The sequence below is a fragment of the Methylophilus sp. genome, from assembly GCF_035460085.1.
GTDB lineage: Bacteria > Pseudomonadota > Gammaproteobacteria > Burkholderiales > Methylophilaceae > Methylophilus.
The window spans coordinates 1-15405 of record NZ_DATHWZ010000029.1; the positions used below are offsets into that span (position 1 = coordinate 1).

The 15405-nt window shown below is 49.0% G+C and carries 11 protein-coding genes; 1 reads left to right on the top strand and 10 read right to left on the bottom strand.

Annotated features, from left to right (window positions below; all coding sequences use genetic code 11):
• The 10 genes from VK958_RS05035 to VK958_RS05080 all read right to left on the bottom strand — a co-directional run.
• On the bottom strand, positions 1-7343 hold a 7343-nt coding region (locus VK958_RS05035), incomplete at its 3' end, for an O-linked N-acetylglucosamine transferase family protein (RefSeq protein ID WP_325239516.1).
• Between the two features lie 319 nt (positions 7344-7662).
• Positions 7663-7911: a helix-turn-helix domain-containing protein gene (locus VK958_RS05040; RefSeq protein ID WP_325239518.1), complete on the bottom strand. Its 249-nt coding sequence runs from the start codon at positions 7909-7911 to the stop codon at positions 7663-7665.
• Between the two features lie 165 nt (positions 7912-8076).
• On the bottom strand, positions 8077-9036 hold the full coding sequence (locus VK958_RS05045; RefSeq protein WP_325239520.1) for a YihY/virulence factor BrkB family protein: 960 nt from the start codon (positions 9034-9036) through the stop codon (positions 8077-8079).
• 321 nt (positions 9037-9357) lie between these two features.
• The gene (locus VK958_RS05050) at positions 9358-10005 is read right to left on the bottom strand and encodes a tetratricopeptide repeat protein (protein ID WP_325239522.1); all 648 of its coding nucleotides are present in this window, start codon (positions 10003-10005) and stop codon (positions 9358-9360) included.
• 17 nt (positions 10006-10022) lie between these two features.
• Positions 10023-10814, bottom strand: coding sequence for an SDR family oxidoreductase (locus VK958_RS05055; protein ID WP_325239524.1), 792 nt, complete (start codon positions 10812-10814; stop codon positions 10023-10025).
• Positions 10811-11482, bottom strand: a complete 672-nt coding sequence (locus VK958_RS05060) for an iron-containing redox enzyme family protein (protein ID WP_325239526.1) — start codon at positions 11480-11482, stop codon at positions 10811-10813. The genes VK958_RS05055 and VK958_RS05060 overlap by 4 nt, the downstream gene beginning before the upstream one ends.
• Positions 11479-12972, bottom strand: coding sequence for an AMP-binding protein (locus VK958_RS05065; RefSeq protein WP_325239527.1), 1494 nt, complete (start codon positions 12970-12972; stop codon positions 11479-11481). The genes VK958_RS05060 and VK958_RS05065 overlap by 4 nt, the downstream gene beginning before the upstream one ends.
• Before the next feature lies 1 nt (position 12973).
• Positions 12974-13618: a thermostable hemolysin gene (locus VK958_RS05070; RefSeq protein WP_325239529.1), complete on the bottom strand. Its 645-nt coding sequence runs from the start codon at positions 13616-13618 to the stop codon at positions 12974-12976.
• A gap of 482 nt (positions 13619-14100) precedes the next feature.
• Entirely contained in the window at positions 14101-14364 is a 264-nt protein-coding gene (locus VK958_RS05075) for a hypothetical protein (protein WP_325239531.1), read from the bottom strand.
• 190 nt (positions 14365-14554) lie between these two features.
• Positions 14555-14941: a hypothetical protein gene (locus tag VK958_RS05080; protein WP_325239533.1), complete on the bottom strand. Its 387-nt coding sequence runs from the start codon at positions 14939-14941 to the stop codon at positions 14555-14557.
• A 273-nt stretch (positions 14942-15214) separates the two neighbouring features.
• Between VK958_RS05080 and VK958_RS05085 the strand changes: the two genes are divergently transcribed.
• Complete coding sequence (locus tag VK958_RS05085) at positions 15215-15394, top strand: hypothetical protein (protein ID WP_325239535.1); 180 nt, start codon at positions 15215-15217, stop codon at positions 15392-15394.
• Positions 15395-15405: the final 11 nt, after the last annotated feature.

Here is a 15405-nt window from a genome sequence, read left to right on the forward strand (position 1 = left end):
ATCTCCAGAATAGCCAGTGACAAGCCCCCAATGTTGGAAGGTGTGCTTGCATGCGGCTTCGCGCAGCCACGGATACGATGCAATGTCAGGAACAGGCCACGCAATGCCACGAATGACACAGGCAATGGAATGGCAAAGTCCCATTCCAGGTCAAAGAAATGCCCTTCTCCTTTTGCATCGACTACAAAATTAGTGGGGGTTGCGTCAAAGTATTTTGATGGCAGCAGATCTGTCGCACCGGCAAGCTCCGGCAGAGTATGTCCACCCTGTGTTGCATTGGCAGCAAGGGCATTTACCCAGACCTCTGCCCAGGCAGAAAGATGTTCCACACGCCATCCGGGACGGTTTACCAGTTGGGTCAGTTTATCCATCCATAAAGTACCGCCATGGTAGGCAGACTGTTCCCAGTCTGCTGCCAGCAGTTTGGCAGTCTCGCCGGTGTTACGTGTGCGGGTAGCCAAGCCCTGGCCAGCCTGAACGAATTGGGTTTCCTTGCTGAAAACTGCCTGGCGCTGGCAACCATAATGCGCAGCCAGTACGTCAGGATGCTGTTTGTCGGCTTGCTGTGCTGGATAAGCAACGAACATGAACGAGTTAGCCATATCCTCTACCAGGTTATTTCTGGCAATCACTTGCCAGGCGTTTTCCAGTGAGAAAGTCGGGTGACGCGGCGATTGCCTGTCATGCACCACAGAACCCGCTGCAAGTGCACCTACATCCCAGCCTGCAGCTTTATGCGCAGGGTTAAAACCTTCAGGATAAATCACAGTGACCGGTGTTTTATAATCCGGCAGTGGTACATACAGCTCGGTTGTTTCAAAACCGGCACTACGGATCAATGCATCCAGTTCTACGCGACCGAAAGTGATCGGGCTGGTGGTGCTGTAGGAATCATTGATACCGTACATGGCTTGGCCCATATGGTCTTCAGGCGCGCCGTTAAAATATTTCAGGCCGAGCTGGTTTTCAATCGCCACAATCAGCATGCCGTCTTCTTTCAGGAAAGATTTGGCTTTTTGCAATAGAACCAGCAACGGGTTTGGTTCCTTGACATATACCTGGGCATATTCAAGAACGCCGATTAACGTAACGACATCGAACTTCTCATCGGTCTCATAGGACTGGATCAAATCACAAAATACGCTGACATTCTGTAATTCTGCGCAACGCTGGCCAATGATGCGGGCACGGTTAGGGCTGCCTTCTACGACGACGACTTCGCCGCCCAGTTCGCCGAGGAAACGCGTGATCGCACCGCAACCGGCACCCAGTTCCAGCACCTTACCATTGGCAATTTTTTCGGCAAACGGACGTAACAGGTTGGCACGTTGTGAAGTCAGGTGATAGTAGCTTGCCCAATCAGTGGACTTAGAAGCTAACTCATCAGAAAACACGCTTTTGTCACGCGCCTGGCGGATGATGTCATACAGACGCTGTTCGGCATTACCCGCATCCTGGTAGCCAAATGCTTCGGCCTGGGCACGTTGATAGAAGTTATCCTGTGCGCGGTAAATATAACCACCAACACTGGCTGGTTTCTGGCTACCAGCGGCTACTGCCACTGGCGCCGCCTGCGCATAAAATTCCTGGCAAATCTGGTCCAGCTGTTGTATCGCCGCTTCACTCAGTCCATGCTGTCTTGCAAAGGCAATCACTTCCGTGACTTCTTTCTGATCGGTCGTTTGCATCAAGGCATGCACATAAGCAGTCCAGTAATCCTGCGTTTGCGGTGCCAGGATCACCGCCTGTTCGAGCAAAGGCAATGCCGTTTTGGCGGATGCCTGCAATGCGATCAAGCCCAGACCGTAATAAGCCACATCGTGTTTAGGCACAATTCCTAGGATTTCCTGGTATAGCGCAGTCGCCTGCTCCAGCTCACCTTTTTCCTGGTGTTGTATCGCCAGTTGCAGCACCTCCTCAACCGACTGTTCCAGCGTTGACTGGCCAGGGTTTTGTGAGGTGATCGCTTCCGCAGCGGCTGGTTGCATTGCTAAAGTTTCCATGGTGGTTCCTTTTACGGTCATTTGAGTATTTCCGTTAGTTTGATTTGCAGGCGACGCCAATGGCACGCCCTCTCCTGCATGTGAGTTCATGTTGAAAGCATGGGCTGGCTGGTGCTGGCACCAGGTTTGCCACATGACGCGTAATGCATCAGCCAAAGAGGCTGACAATGTGTCAGGCTGTGATAGCAATGATTGTTGCAAACGGACACGCAGGCCATTACGTAATTCTGCCAGCGCTGCAAGATCAGCACATAAAGTAACCCCCTGCTCCACCCAGCCTTGCTCGTCTGCCGCTATCCATCCGGACAAACCGGCATGCTGCATTAAGGCCATGGCACCGCGACTGGACAAACGGTCACCCGCGATGCACAGCGTAGGCACGCCCATCCATAGTGCATGCGCCGTGGTGGTCACACCATTTGACGGAAAGGTATCCAGGCACATATCGACGTGCTTATATTGCTGTAAATACTCAGCCATTTCAGTACGTGCAACAAATATCAACCTGTCGGATGTGATGCCAGCCGCATTAAACCAGGCAGACAAATGTACATGGTTCTGGGCGTCAGCCATGCCACCCACGACCATACGGCTATCGGGCGCGGCTTGCATCAGTTGTGCCCACAATTGCACTGTTGCCAGCGTAATCTTGTTCGGTCGGTTAAAGCAGCCAAACGTGATATAGCCATTGCCAAGTGCCGGCAAAGGCTGCACATCAGGTAGATTTGCAGCGGGTGTAAAAGGTGCATTCACTGGCAATTGCACCAGTTTTTCCGTGAACTGGTGATCCAGTGCACCGGCAGGCAACAAGGCCGCATCTGCAAGGTAATAATCCATGCAAGACAAACCGGTCGTGTTCAGGTAACCCAGCCAGCTCAGTTGTACCGGTGCCGGCTTCATGGCGAACGTCGGCAGACGGTTGCCAGCCGTGTGGCCGGATAAGTCAATCAGGATATCGATGCCATCTTCACGGATAGCGGCCGCCAAAGCTTCATCGGTATATGCAGATATCTCTTTCCAGCCAATGAAATGCTTGCGTATTTCTGCAGTCACGTTGTCACCGACCGGATGGTTGTAATAACCATACAAGGCTAATCGTGGGTGCTTTGCCAGGCCAGGCAGCAGCGGCTGCAAAAAGTGCGCAACCGAATGCGCCCTGAAGTCTGCGGAAACCATGCCTACCCTAAGCGGACGTTCAGGGTTACGATCATTATCATGGGCTTGCCAGCGCGACTGCAAAGGCGTTTCATACAGACGGGCATAGCTCAGATGCGCCTGCCACAAGGCTTCGCTATCAACCTCTTGCGCATGGGTCATGCAAAACAGCAGGTTGCTGAAACAACCGGCATCGCCTGGTTGCAAAGTCAGCGCCTGTTTGAAATGCTTGATGGCAGTGTCTACTTCACCCAGGTCTTTGAGTACGATGCCCAGGTTGTTATAGGCAGCAGCATAATCAGGTTTTAGAGAAATTGCCTGTTCGAATGCCTGCGCGGCGGCGCTTAAATCACCCTGCGCTTTCAGCACCAGACCATAATAACAATGCTCTTCCGGGTCGTTGGGGTTTAACGCCAGCGCGCGTGCAGCAGATTCACGCGCGTCCTCTTTCAGCATCATGCGCACATCGCTCAGCATCTTCCAGCCGTTTAACCATTCCGGGTTTTGCTGCAATACTACACTCAACCGTTGTTGCATCTCTGTGTATTTGGCCTGCTCAAACCAGGCCAGCAAAGCCGTTTCTTCAGCCTGCAATGACTGTTCGTCTGGCTGGAGGGAATTCAGCTCGCCTAATCCCCATGATGCCAGCAAAGCTTGAATCGCTGGCGTATGTTGCCCATGTTGTAATGCCTGCGCCAGAACTGGCAGGAATTGCGGATGTTGTGAAGTATGCAAGGCATTCAGGTAATTCTTCAGCAACTGCCACTGCTCAGGTGCCAGTGCGTAAGCTTGCGCAAACAATACAATCGCTTGTGCATGCTGTTGTTCCTGCCAGGCAATCAAGCCGAGGTTATGCAAAGACAAGGCATGCTGCGGATAGATCTGCAATATCTCCTGGTATAGTGCATAAGCCGACTCAGTCTGACCCTGCTGTTGCAGCGCGGCTGCAGAATCAAATACATCAGTGATTGAGGCAAGCAAGTCTGCGGATGGTAGCTGTTGGCCAGACTCCCATTTTTGCGCATATTGCTGGTATTTTTCACGCCAGCGCCGGGTGCCAAACGCCCCACCGCTTTGATGGGTCATCGCCACCGGCCAAACACCTAGTTGCAAACCAGCATTGGTAGCCGTGCGGCAGAAATCCAGGTCATAGAAATGGAAGTCAAACTGCGGGTCAAATGTGACATTGGATTGCAGCAGTCGCTGTTTATAAGCGGCCAGGAACACACCATCCATTAATTGCGTAGCGCCTGCAGGCTTGCCATAGGCTGAAGCCGGGCCGAAAGCATGCTTGCCATGACTGACTGCGCCTCGCAGGTAGGCAGTGTCATCCCAGGTGAACTGGGTATCGACAAAGCACCAGCCAGGCTGATATGGCTGGATGCGAGCGTTGCCGGCCACACCGATGACGTCATACTGCTGCAAACCTGCAGAGATTGTCTGCACGAACGTATTTTCATCTATCCAGACATCATCATGGATAAACACCAGCAAAGCATCCTCAGGTGCAGACGCAATCGCCTCATTGAATATCTCTGACAAACCACGCGTGTTGTCACAAACGATTTTTGCAACCAGGCGTGCATCCTGGCACATATGGCGTTTCAGGGAACGCCCCAGTGCAGCATCACGCCAGAATGTTTCTTCATCCATACGGGTGGCGCTGACTATCCATACTGGTTGCACACCGCTGAATGCAGCCTGGATGGGCTGTTGAGCCAGCAACTGCTTTGAAGCCAGGCCTGGTTTCGCCTGCTGCCAGAGCCTGAATAATAGGTTTTCAAAATCCTGTGCGAATTGTGACGCATCCATCAGTGGTGACTGCGTTACTTGCGTGCGCAAGCCCTGCCGTAGTGCTGCCAGACGTTGCAGGTCAGAAGCAAAATCTAACGCTTTTTGTACATATTGTTCAGCCGTTTCTGCAACCCAGTCAGTCAGGCCGGCACAGGTCAGCATACTAGCGCCCTGCCGACCAATCAGGGTATCACCTGACAAAGTCAAAGTCGGTACGCCCATCCACAAGGCTTCGCAAGTAGTAGTGCCGCCACTGAACGGAAAGGTATCCAGGATCATATCCACGTCATGATGGCTGTTCAGGTAAGCCTCGCGGGTGACCATACCCAGCAGCTCGCAGCGTTCGGCAACAATGCCTGCCTGCAGCAGTTTGTGTACGGTCTCTGCTCTGGCAGCCTCATCATTAAAGGCCTTGCATTGCCAGCGTAAGGTTGCAGTTGGCAACTGCTGGAACACCTGCCCCCAGAGTGCCAGCACTGCATCGGTCACCTTGGTGTAGTTCTGGTAGCAGCCAAACGTGATGTGGCCAGCCTTTTCGGCTGGCAACGCGTTGACTGCAATATCATACGGTGGTGCCGTAAAGCACATCCTGGTATGTGGCATGCTAGCCACTTGTTCGGTGAACTGTTGGGCAACCTGAGCATTGATACTGATGGGGTCGGCAATCACGTAATCCATCACCGGCAAACCGGTTGTGCCCCAATAGCCGAGCCAGGTGGCTTGCACCGGTGCGGGTTTCCAGGCAAATACCGGTAACCGTGTACCACCGGTCAGGCCGGATAAATCCAGCAGGATATGAATGCCGTCATCGTGAATCAACTTTGCTGCTTGCTGATCAGTCAAGCCAGCCAGCGAGCGCCACTGGTTGCAATAGCTTTTGAGCTCGTGGGTTAAGACATCTTCGCGGCCATCGGTCGAATACCCAACCACTTCCAGATTGCCGGGATGAAAATGCTTTAACCAGTTTTCGATAAAATAACCGACCGGATGACGCCTGAGGTCGGCCGAGACCAGTCCTATGCGCAAGCGCTGGTCATCTTCATGTACCAGCCATTCCTGAAACGGCGCAATATCCCGCATCATCAGTTGCCCCAGTTTTTCAACATAGGCAGCATATTTCTGTTCGTTGAGGAGATTAACGTAACTATCTGAAAACAGCAGATTTCTCAAGGCCATCACGTGGTCAGGGTCCTGCGCCAGCACTTTTTCCAATAGGTCGATCGCCAGCTCAGCTTTACCTAAATCCAGGTAAATACTGCTGAGGTTGATATAGGCAGACAGATGGTCAGGCTTGATGGCGATAGATTTTTCCAGGCTGGCAATAGCCTCGGCATAGCGCCCTAGCATACGCAAACTGATGCTGTAATTACTCAGGATCACTTCTGAATCCGGTAATAGCGCCAGTGCTTTCTCAAAGTTAAGGCAAGCCTTATCAAATGCGGACCGTGCATTCTCAATCAGTCCCAGGTTGCCATAAATATAAGGGTTGTCTGGATCCTGCTCCAATGCCTTCTGGCAGTAGCGCTCGGCTTCTGCATACAGGTTCTGGTCCAGCAGTTCGGCAGCCACATTGTTCAGTTGCTCCGGGCTGAAGTCCTGCAAATGCATCACCTGGTCAACGTACTGCTGATATTCGCGGGTACGCTGTGTCACACGATATAACTTGGCCAGGTTTTTCAGGATGGATAACTCCTGGGCATTCACTGCATAACCGGCGAGCAACCATTGCTCCGCTTCGTCAAAATTCGCCTGTTTCAGGTACAAGGCGCCCAGATGGCTATAAGCTTCTACATAACCAGGCTGGTGGGCAATAGCGGTTTCAAAGGCCTGGATCGCTTCACTTTCGTTACCCAACAATTCAAGCGCCACTGCCATATTGAAAAATATGATCGGGTTTTGCGGCTCGATGGATGCGGCTTCGCGGTAATACTGGATCGCTTCCAGCGGCTTATCCGCTTCATGTAGCAAAGTGCCCAATTCAAAATTGACGCGCGCATCCTGCTGGTGAAGATTCAGGCCGCGACGTAATAATTTCTCCGCTTCTTTGAGTTGCCCTGTTTGCTTCAGCACACTCGCCCAGTTGGCATAAGCGCGGCTGAAGGCGGGATTTAATTTGAGTGTGTGCCGGTAATGCTTGACCGCTAATGCATGCTCCTGCAGTTGTGCATGTGCATTGGCGAGGTTGTAAAACACTTCGGCATCTTTTTTCAGCAACTTGCCTGCCTGCGAAAAGGCTTGCACGGCCATCGTCAGATCATTCTGCTGTTGATAAAGGCTACCCAGTAACTTCCAGGCCAGGCCTTCCTCGGGAAAGTCTGTAGTGATTTTCTGTGCCAATGACAGGCATTCCGACCATTCGCCCTGTTTCCAGGCTTCAACGAGCTGTTGCATCCAATAGCTACAATCCCTTTTCAGGGAGTGTGCGGATGGCAAAACACCGGAAGACGGACGCATAAAAGAAATTCCAAAAAATTTCTCTTATTATCGAAAGTTTCAGCGAAGATAGATTGCTGAAAAAAAGCGGGAAAAACCAGTCAACTTATCTATTTCAAAGCACTGCCCGAGATTGAAACGGGTTTGTAGGCCGCATCAATGCTGTAAACACTGGAAAAATCATTGTGAACCGGTTTTGATTGAGAAACGGGGATTGATTAAAGTTTAACCAATGGCCACCGTAAACAATGACCTTTGTGTGATTGCGGGGATGAGATCAGGCTACATGCTCCTGGAGTACAGGAATGTCAGACTCCCACCGGATAAGCGCATATAAGTCGCATTGCAAATAAGCGCAGAGTTTATTCAGGTGATCGGTGCTTGCATTGTAAGTCTGGTCTTTCAGCATGCGGTGCAATGTCATGCGGCTGATCCCGCTCGCATCTGCAATCTCAGTGATCGTGATTGTCCTGCCCCATGCCAATTGTTTTTTTAGAATAACTGATTTCAATTCTACGTAAATCACACAACTTCCCACATTTGATGAATGTTTATTCGGTCCAAAGAACTTGAGTCTTCGAGCGCATCATTATACAATTTTATATAATATTAGAATTGATAATGTAAAAATTAAATCGTCATCAAAGACGGACCGATGTAACGGTGGAGCGATGTGAGGAAGAAACCAGACTTATTTGAGACGCGGCTTACGTTTTTTTGTACGCACGGTTTGTGCAATCTTGCTGTCAGGCTCTAAGGTTTTCGCGCCGTTCTCAGCTAATGCACTTGCGAGATCCTCTGGAGTATCCTTGCCTTTGCGTGAGCCAAAAATATGCGAATAAGCCCAGGTAAATTCAGCGCCGATCAGGAATATCTGTGCCGAGTAATAAATCCAGATCAACAAGGCCAGGATGGAACCAGCAGCACCATAACCGCTTGAGATCGCACTCCTGCCTATGTAAATGCCGATCAGCCACTTACCTATAGTGAATAAAACGGCCGTAAGTGTTGCCCCTATCCACACTTCACTCCAGCGGATGCGTGCGCGCGGCATGATTTTATAAATCATGGCAAACATACCGGTGGTTAGTAAAAAGCTGAATATAAAATTAAAAATGCCAGCGACCAATACCCAGCTTGAAAATACCGGTGACCACCACTTGCTCATGGCAGATAAGCCTGCGCTGAATACCAGGGATACCATCAGCAAAAACCCAATACCCATGATCATGCCAAATGATAATAATCGCGCACGAATCAGTTTCCACAGGCCGTTATTCACTCTTGCCGGCGCTTTCCAGATACGGTCAAGAGAATCTTGCAACTCACCAAACACACTGGTAGCACCGACCAGTAACAGAATGATACCGATCGTGGTTGCAGTGATTCCCTCAGCCGGCTGACTGGTGCTTTGCAGCAACGTTTGTACGGCTGCTGCACCCTGCTCACCCATCAGGTTATTCAACTGCCCGATAATTTCACCACGGGCAGCCTCTTGCCCAAAAATAAGCCCGGAGATAGAAATCACGATCAGCAATAATGGGGCAATCGAAAACATGGTGTAGTAGGCCAAAGCCGCTCCCATACTTTGCGCATAATCATCACTCCATGAAGTGAACGCACTCTTGATCAGTACCCAGGTTTCTTTCATTGTCATCTCAGTCTATTCACTTTTCTTATTAATTTTTTGATAAGTGCGGCAAAAATCAGCCTGATAGTATGCATGATTGTGCGTGCACAAAACACTATCCTCAAATGCAAACGGCGCCATACGGGCACCGTTTGATGCCGTTTTAAAGAGACAAGCTCATTAAATTCAGCACATTAAGGATAACTATTTCAATATATCGCATGCATAAGACAATGCCGCATTCTGCTGTCAGAAATAACTGACGTGTCAACTTTGAGCGATGTTTTTCTTACCTGACAATGAATTTCACTATGACTATGATCGTTGGATGTGGGCTTGAATCTATTGCTTATCCTTAGCCACTTTCAGACCGGTTTCTACTTCAGCCCTGCGTCCAGCATCAGCGTCTTCTCTACCAGCCCTTGGTGCGGCGGCCAAGGCTTTCTCATAATAGGGGATGGCTTGCTTGTACTGATCTTGCTCACTTAAAAAGTCAGCGTAGAAAAAATTGGGGTCTATGCCGTTAGGGTTGGCTTGCAATGCTTTTTCAAGATATACCTTGGCTTTTTTCTTGTCGCCAAAGCCAATCGGCCAGCCAGGTACTTTGTAATACAGTGAACCCAGGCTGGTGTAAGCAGAGCCTTGCAAGGCATTAGGGTTGGACTTTTCTGCAGCAAGTAATAAATCACGTGCTTTCTCGGCTAATTTCAGCGCGCCCAGGCCACCTTTGGCTTTTGCATAGCCCGCATTCGCAATGCCTTCCCAAATCAGTGTCTCTGGTGCTTTTGCATGCTTTTCAGATAATTGATGCGCCTGTTCTGTGAGATTCTTAAATGCGATTTCCTGTGCATCTTTTGAGGTTGCATAATTCGCCTTCGCCCACTCATGTTGCAAGCTGGCGATATCACTATCCAGCTTTTCATCGGCCAGCAACACACTGGAACATAAACTCAACAATAAGATTGAGATGCCTAAACAATATTTTTTCATGCCTGGAGCTCCTGTCGTTATAAAAATTCGCGTGCGATTCGAGTGTCTTTTTTCAGGCCGGCGGTGACCAGCCTTGGGAAGAGACCATTCAACCAGGCAAAGAATGATTGCGGTTCGCCTATGAACACTTCCTGCTGCTCTTTCTCCAAGGCTTTCACAATGCGGCTGGCAACGACTTCAGCAGCATCCATCCGGCTGCCTGTTTTCGCCCACATGGCAACGGTATTGGCATCATTCATTGGCGTTTTGATGCCACGCGGTGCTATGTAGGAGACGCCAATCTTAGTGCCCATCAACTCTCTGCGCAGTGATTGCGAAAACCCGTGGATAGCAAATTTGCTGGCGCAGTAAGTCGCAAAATAAGGGAATCCCAAAGAACCAAATATCGAACCGACAAAGACCACCTGCCCTTCATCCCGGGCAATGAAATCGGGGATGATTTCACGCGTGAACTGGATAGGAATCGTCACATTAGTTTCTATCATCTGTGCGATACGTCCCTGGTGTTGATCTTCAAATTTAATGAAGTCCATCACGCCGGCGTTATTGATCAGGATATCGATGCCACCCATCTGTCGCCTGGCATGCTTACTGACAAAGGCAATCGCATCCATTTCACTCAAATCTGCCGTGATGGTGTGCGCGCTACTCCCCTGCTTTTCCAATACATGTTTAAGATGCGCTAATTTTGCATCATCCCTGCCCACCAGGCTTAATATCGCGCCTTTATCAGCTAATGCAGTTGCCAGCGATTGCCCCAAACCGCCTGTAGCGCCGGTAAGCAGAATGCGTTTTCCTTTTAGATTCATTTCAAGCCATTTCCAAGGTATTTTTCGCCTAACTCTCGAAAGATATCGGCATAAAGTTTATAAAATACTTTCGCCGCATGTATCAGCAGTGCCTGATCTTGCCCGGCAGGGATGTTGTTTACGAGCCCTTCGTAGAATCTTGTGTGCTCTACATCCAGTGCCCCATGCGAAGACAAATAACTAAAGCAACTGGCTGGCAGTTTCAGGCTGGTCGAAATAGCTTTGGCCGCATGGCTTGCCACCGCAGTACTGGTGCCTTCCAGAACCAGTACCATGCCAAAGAAACCAATGGGATTGACGCGCTGGATCATGTCATACGCGTAAGCCACCATTAATTCAGTGGCCAATCCAGGCTGGCCATGCCGAACTTGCTCTTTATCAAATCCGCAGGCCTGAATGTCATTGAGTATCCATTCCTGATGTCCCATTTCCTCTTCAATATATTCGCCTAGTGCAACGCGTAGCCATTCATATCGCTCCGGCAAGCGACCACCGGTAGACATCAGCAATGGAATCGTATGTTTCACGTGATGGTAAGCCTGGCCAAGAAATGCCACATAGGCATCCAGGCTGAGCTCTCCGGCAGCGCCATGCACGATAAAAGGCACACTCAGTAGCGCATTGCGTTCAGCCTGTGTGGCCTGTAAAAGTTGTTCATAAAATGTCATGCTGATTCCTTATACAGATGCTCGATAGCCTGTTGATAAGCCTGGTAAATGGCCTGGCGTCTCAATCTTCCGTTAGATGTTAGTTGCTGGTTGGTATTGCTAAAGGGGCTAACAGCCATCCATTTGGTGATACGCGCATAATCCGGCAACTGTTGATTAACCTCTGCAATTGACTGGGTAATCAACTGGTCAGTCACACCAGACTTGGCAACGATGAGTGCAATGTTCCAGGGTTTAGCTTCTCCAAACACGCAAACCTGGATGAGATAGGGAGAATTGAGGAGTGCAGCTTCAACCCATTCCGGAGATACATTGCGGCCAAACGAAGTGATGAACACATTCTTTTTACGCCCTTCTATACGCAGGAATCCTTGCGCATCCATCGCGCCGATATCCCCGGTGGCGAACCATTCGTGATCGCTGTCCGCAGCATTTCCTGTATATCCCAGGAAATGCTGGCCTTGGACTAAAATCTCACCATCCTCAGCCAGCTTGATATCTACATGCTGTAAGGCTTTGCCCACACTGCCAACCTGATTGGCCTGACTTGTATTCAAGGCGACCACTGAAGCGCATTCAGACAGACCATAGCCTTGGTATACCGGCAAGCCCAAACGCTTTGCGGTATCCAGCAATACACGGGACACTGCAGCACCACCGACTGCGAGGAAACGTAAAGCGGGCAAAGATGTCGCACCTGCTTCAATGAAATGCACAAGGGCATGGAGCAGTTCAGGGATGAAAATGGCGGTATTAGCCTGCGTGACAGACAGCGCATCATGCAATTGCCGGATATTTAACTGGCTGCCATCGAGGCCGGTTTTGTCGCCAGGTAGCAGGCACACTGTGGCGCCAGCAATCAATGCCGCATACACCCCTGCTACATTTTCTAATAGCGTTGAGAGCGGAAGTACACATAAGTGCTTTGCATCGCTGGCAATACCAGTAGCGTTAACGACAGATTCAGCGACGGTTAGCATGTGTTCTGCACTCAGGCAGACACCTTTGGGATTGCCAGTGGTGCCTGAGGTGTAAGTGATTTTGGCAGTACCTTTTGGAAGCACGATTTCAGGTACGCGTAAATCCAGCTGCATCAACCGTTTTCCAGCCACAATGAGGGTGGTTTTACGCGCTATTCTGCCATCAAAAATCGGGCAAAAGCGTTCAGGTTCATCAGTGATCAGCGTACCAGCCCCGGCATCCAGCACCGCATGCAAGATTTGCGCATCGGTAAAAAAGAAAGGAATAGGTAAAGACGGGATTTCATAACCTAGCGCGGCGATGTCCAGCAACACCCAGGCAGGATGGTTAGCAACCGCCACTGCGATTGGCTGGTGATCATTTTCAAATACCAGGTCTTGCCTTAATCGATCGACTTCCTGCTGCAAGACTGCATAAGTCAATGTCATTGCCTGACCTTGCAAGGCAACGGCATTTGGGTTCAGCAACACATGCCGGGCAAGTAATTGCTCGAACGCTGCGTAGTCCATGTTAATTACCCGCCATTCTGGACACAGCAATGATCTGAGGCGTTTGCTCATAATAGCTACCCCAGTGAACACGTTCATCCGCAGGTAAGCGTTCCGGATTGACCGCATGCAAGGGCCTGACATCAACCCCACCTTTAATCAGGCCATTTTGCAAAGTGTGATGCGCGGTTGCCACGCACCATTGTACGTTGGCAGCCAGACTGTGCTCAATCACATGCGAGATCAAAATACCTGAGTTGCGTGGGTTTGCCACTGCCAGATTACCGATCTCAGTGATCTCAGAGCGCAAGATGGTTTGACCAAAACGCTTTGAAATGATCGCCTCAATAGGCTCGTCCAGATATTGTTCCAGAAATAAGACAGAGTCGCTGGCTTCACGCATACCGAAAGCCGCCATTAAATGATGCTCTTCGTCGCGTAAAGCAATCAGTCTGGGCATGAAGTGCTTAATCCTTGCTCGATAAGCCCGATAAAACACTTCCGCAATAAAGGCCTCTACTTCAGCACGATCTGCATGTGTGGCATTGATCTCATGCGCCTTGATTTCTTGTAGCGTATACCGCTTAGGCTTTGCAAAAATACGTAAGTCATATGCGGCTTCTGCAAAAAAAGCCTGCATGGACACTGGGATTGCCTGGTTTAACATATCCACTTTCCTTATGAAGACATGTGTGATTTAGCAAATCATGTGCCATTAAAAAAACCTATAATAATCAGATATTTAAATTAAAAGCAAAGATAAAAAGTGCAAATAGTGCAGAGTATCGGGAGAGTAAATGAGAGAAAGCATGCAAAATTTGCAGGCATTGCATTGATCATCACCAATGGCTTTTAAATCCGGCCAATCAGAGGTTTGCAAAATAGGTTTAAAAATAGACGCCATAAAAGCCATCAACCGACAGCATTTTTAGACTCCTCGTCTCAGACTATTCAATGCATCGCTATTGGATGCGTGTTTGGATGACTAATTGAACAAAAGCGAGTGGGCGTCACCAGGCATAAGATCTCAACAGGGAGACGACTAAGCCAAGTTTAAAGATGTTTTTTCAGGAGATGCGGCAGCTTCTTTCATTTGAGTCTTTAATTCTTCCTGCATTTGCTGCACTAGTTTCTGTTTGTATTCACCGCTCATGGCATCAAACTCTTCTTGCGAGATGCCATGCTTCTCAACCAGAGATATTGCATTTTCTGCGCATCAGACATTTTCATAAAATCACTTAACTCCTGGTAAGGATCCTTGACCCCGACTTTTTGGGAGGAAGATTCACTTAGGAAAGTTTTGCTAGCAGGAGAGCTTTGCTCTACAGAGTCTTCAGTATCTTTCTTATTAAATTTAAGCGCTGTAGACGTTTGCCCGATTTTGTTGATAGCACCAATATCATTGAAACTCATGATAGCCCCCTTTAAGTTTTTTATTAGTTAACCCTATTCGATTGAGATTAATTCTTTGATTAAAAATAGAAAAACCATTTATATAGCTCATAAATACAAAGTGGGCATTGAATTAATCAATGCCCACTTTCGGTAGCTATGTAAGTATTTCAGCGCTCAGTATTAATGTAAGGGGAAGTTCTACAACCTACTAGAATGTGAGCGTTACCGTCTGTTCATTGCCGACGAAGACAGTGCAGTGTACATCCGTCCATCGATCCGTCACCGCATAGCCTATGCATGAAGCGCTTACTTTTTTGTCACGATAAGTATTGCCGCCAACTTCCCCTGAAAAATTGTATCTATCGACAGGCTTTCTCACGATCACTTCTTCGTTACCAATTTTAACCGTCAGAAATGCACCGTGATAGGCCCAGTCATTGCCATACTTTTCCAGCAAGCCGGTAATTTTGGTGGATTCGTCATCGCCTGCGAACTGGTAATTTTGCGCCGGTGCCACTTCGCTACTCTTCACTTGAGGCGTGGTTATGCATGCCGACAAATGAATGGCTATGAGCAGGATGAGAATGTATTTCATAAACACTCCTAATTGATATAGTACAAAAAAACCTGCGAAACCATGGCAAAGATTATTATTTATGTGAATAGATACAAGATAGACCTGGCAGTTCCTTTGCGGCTATATGGCGGACAAAGAATGAAGTCTCAACAAACATATTCAAGTATACGCTTGGACTGGGAATAAGGGCTGAGGAGGTGTTTTAATGCTAGACTTTATTTATCAGCAGAATAAATAAGTGTTGATTTCAAGCTGTGGTGCCCGTAGTCTGAATAGAGTGAAAATTCAAACATGTTAATTGCCGGTATCGTCATTTCGCTTATTGCCTACTACCTCGCTTTAAAGTGGGGCAGTCACTTGCTGGAAAACAACGATATCGTCTTACCAACCTTCACCCGCTGGTTAGTCCTCAATACTTTTGCGTTTATTGTTTCCAGCATTGTCGCGCTGCCCTTCCCTTCAATTTTGTAAATAACCATCTC

Bases quoted from the DNA above. Each gene is read 5' to 3' on its own strand.
- VK958_RS05065 (WP_325239527.1), bottom strand. From the start codon at position 12,972: ATGGACTACGCAGCGTTCGAGCAATTACTTGCCCGGCATGTGTTGCTG.
- VK958_RS05070 (WP_325239529.1), bottom strand. From the start codon at position 13,618: ATGTTAAACCAGGCAATCCCAGTGTCCATGCAGGCTTTTTTTGCAGAA.
- VK958_RS05080 (WP_325239533.1), bottom strand. From the start codon at position 14,941: ATGAAATACATTCTCATCCTGCTCATAGCCATTCATTTGTCGGCATGC.
- VK958_RS05045 (WP_325239520.1), bottom strand. From the start codon at position 9,036: ATGAAAGAAACCTGGGTACTGATCAAGAGTGCGTTCACTTCATGGAGT.
- VK958_RS05060 (WP_325239526.1), bottom strand. From the start codon at position 11,482: ATGACATTTTATGAACAACTTTTACAGGCCACACAGGCTGAACGCAAT.
- VK958_RS05085 (WP_325239535.1), top strand. From the start codon at position 15,215: ATGTTAATTGCCGGTATCGTCATTTCGCTTATTGCCTACTACCTCGCT.
- VK958_RS05055 (WP_325239524.1), bottom strand. From the start codon at position 10,814: ATGAATCTAAAAGGAAAACGCATTCTGCTTACCGGCGCTACAGGCGGT.
- VK958_RS05075 (WP_325239531.1), bottom strand. From the start codon at position 14,364: ATGAGTTTCAATGATATTGGTGCTATCAACAAAATCGGGCAAACGTCT.
- VK958_RS05050 (WP_325239522.1), bottom strand. From the start codon at position 10,005: ATGAAAAAATATTGTTTAGGCATCTCAATCTTATTGTTGAGTTTATGT.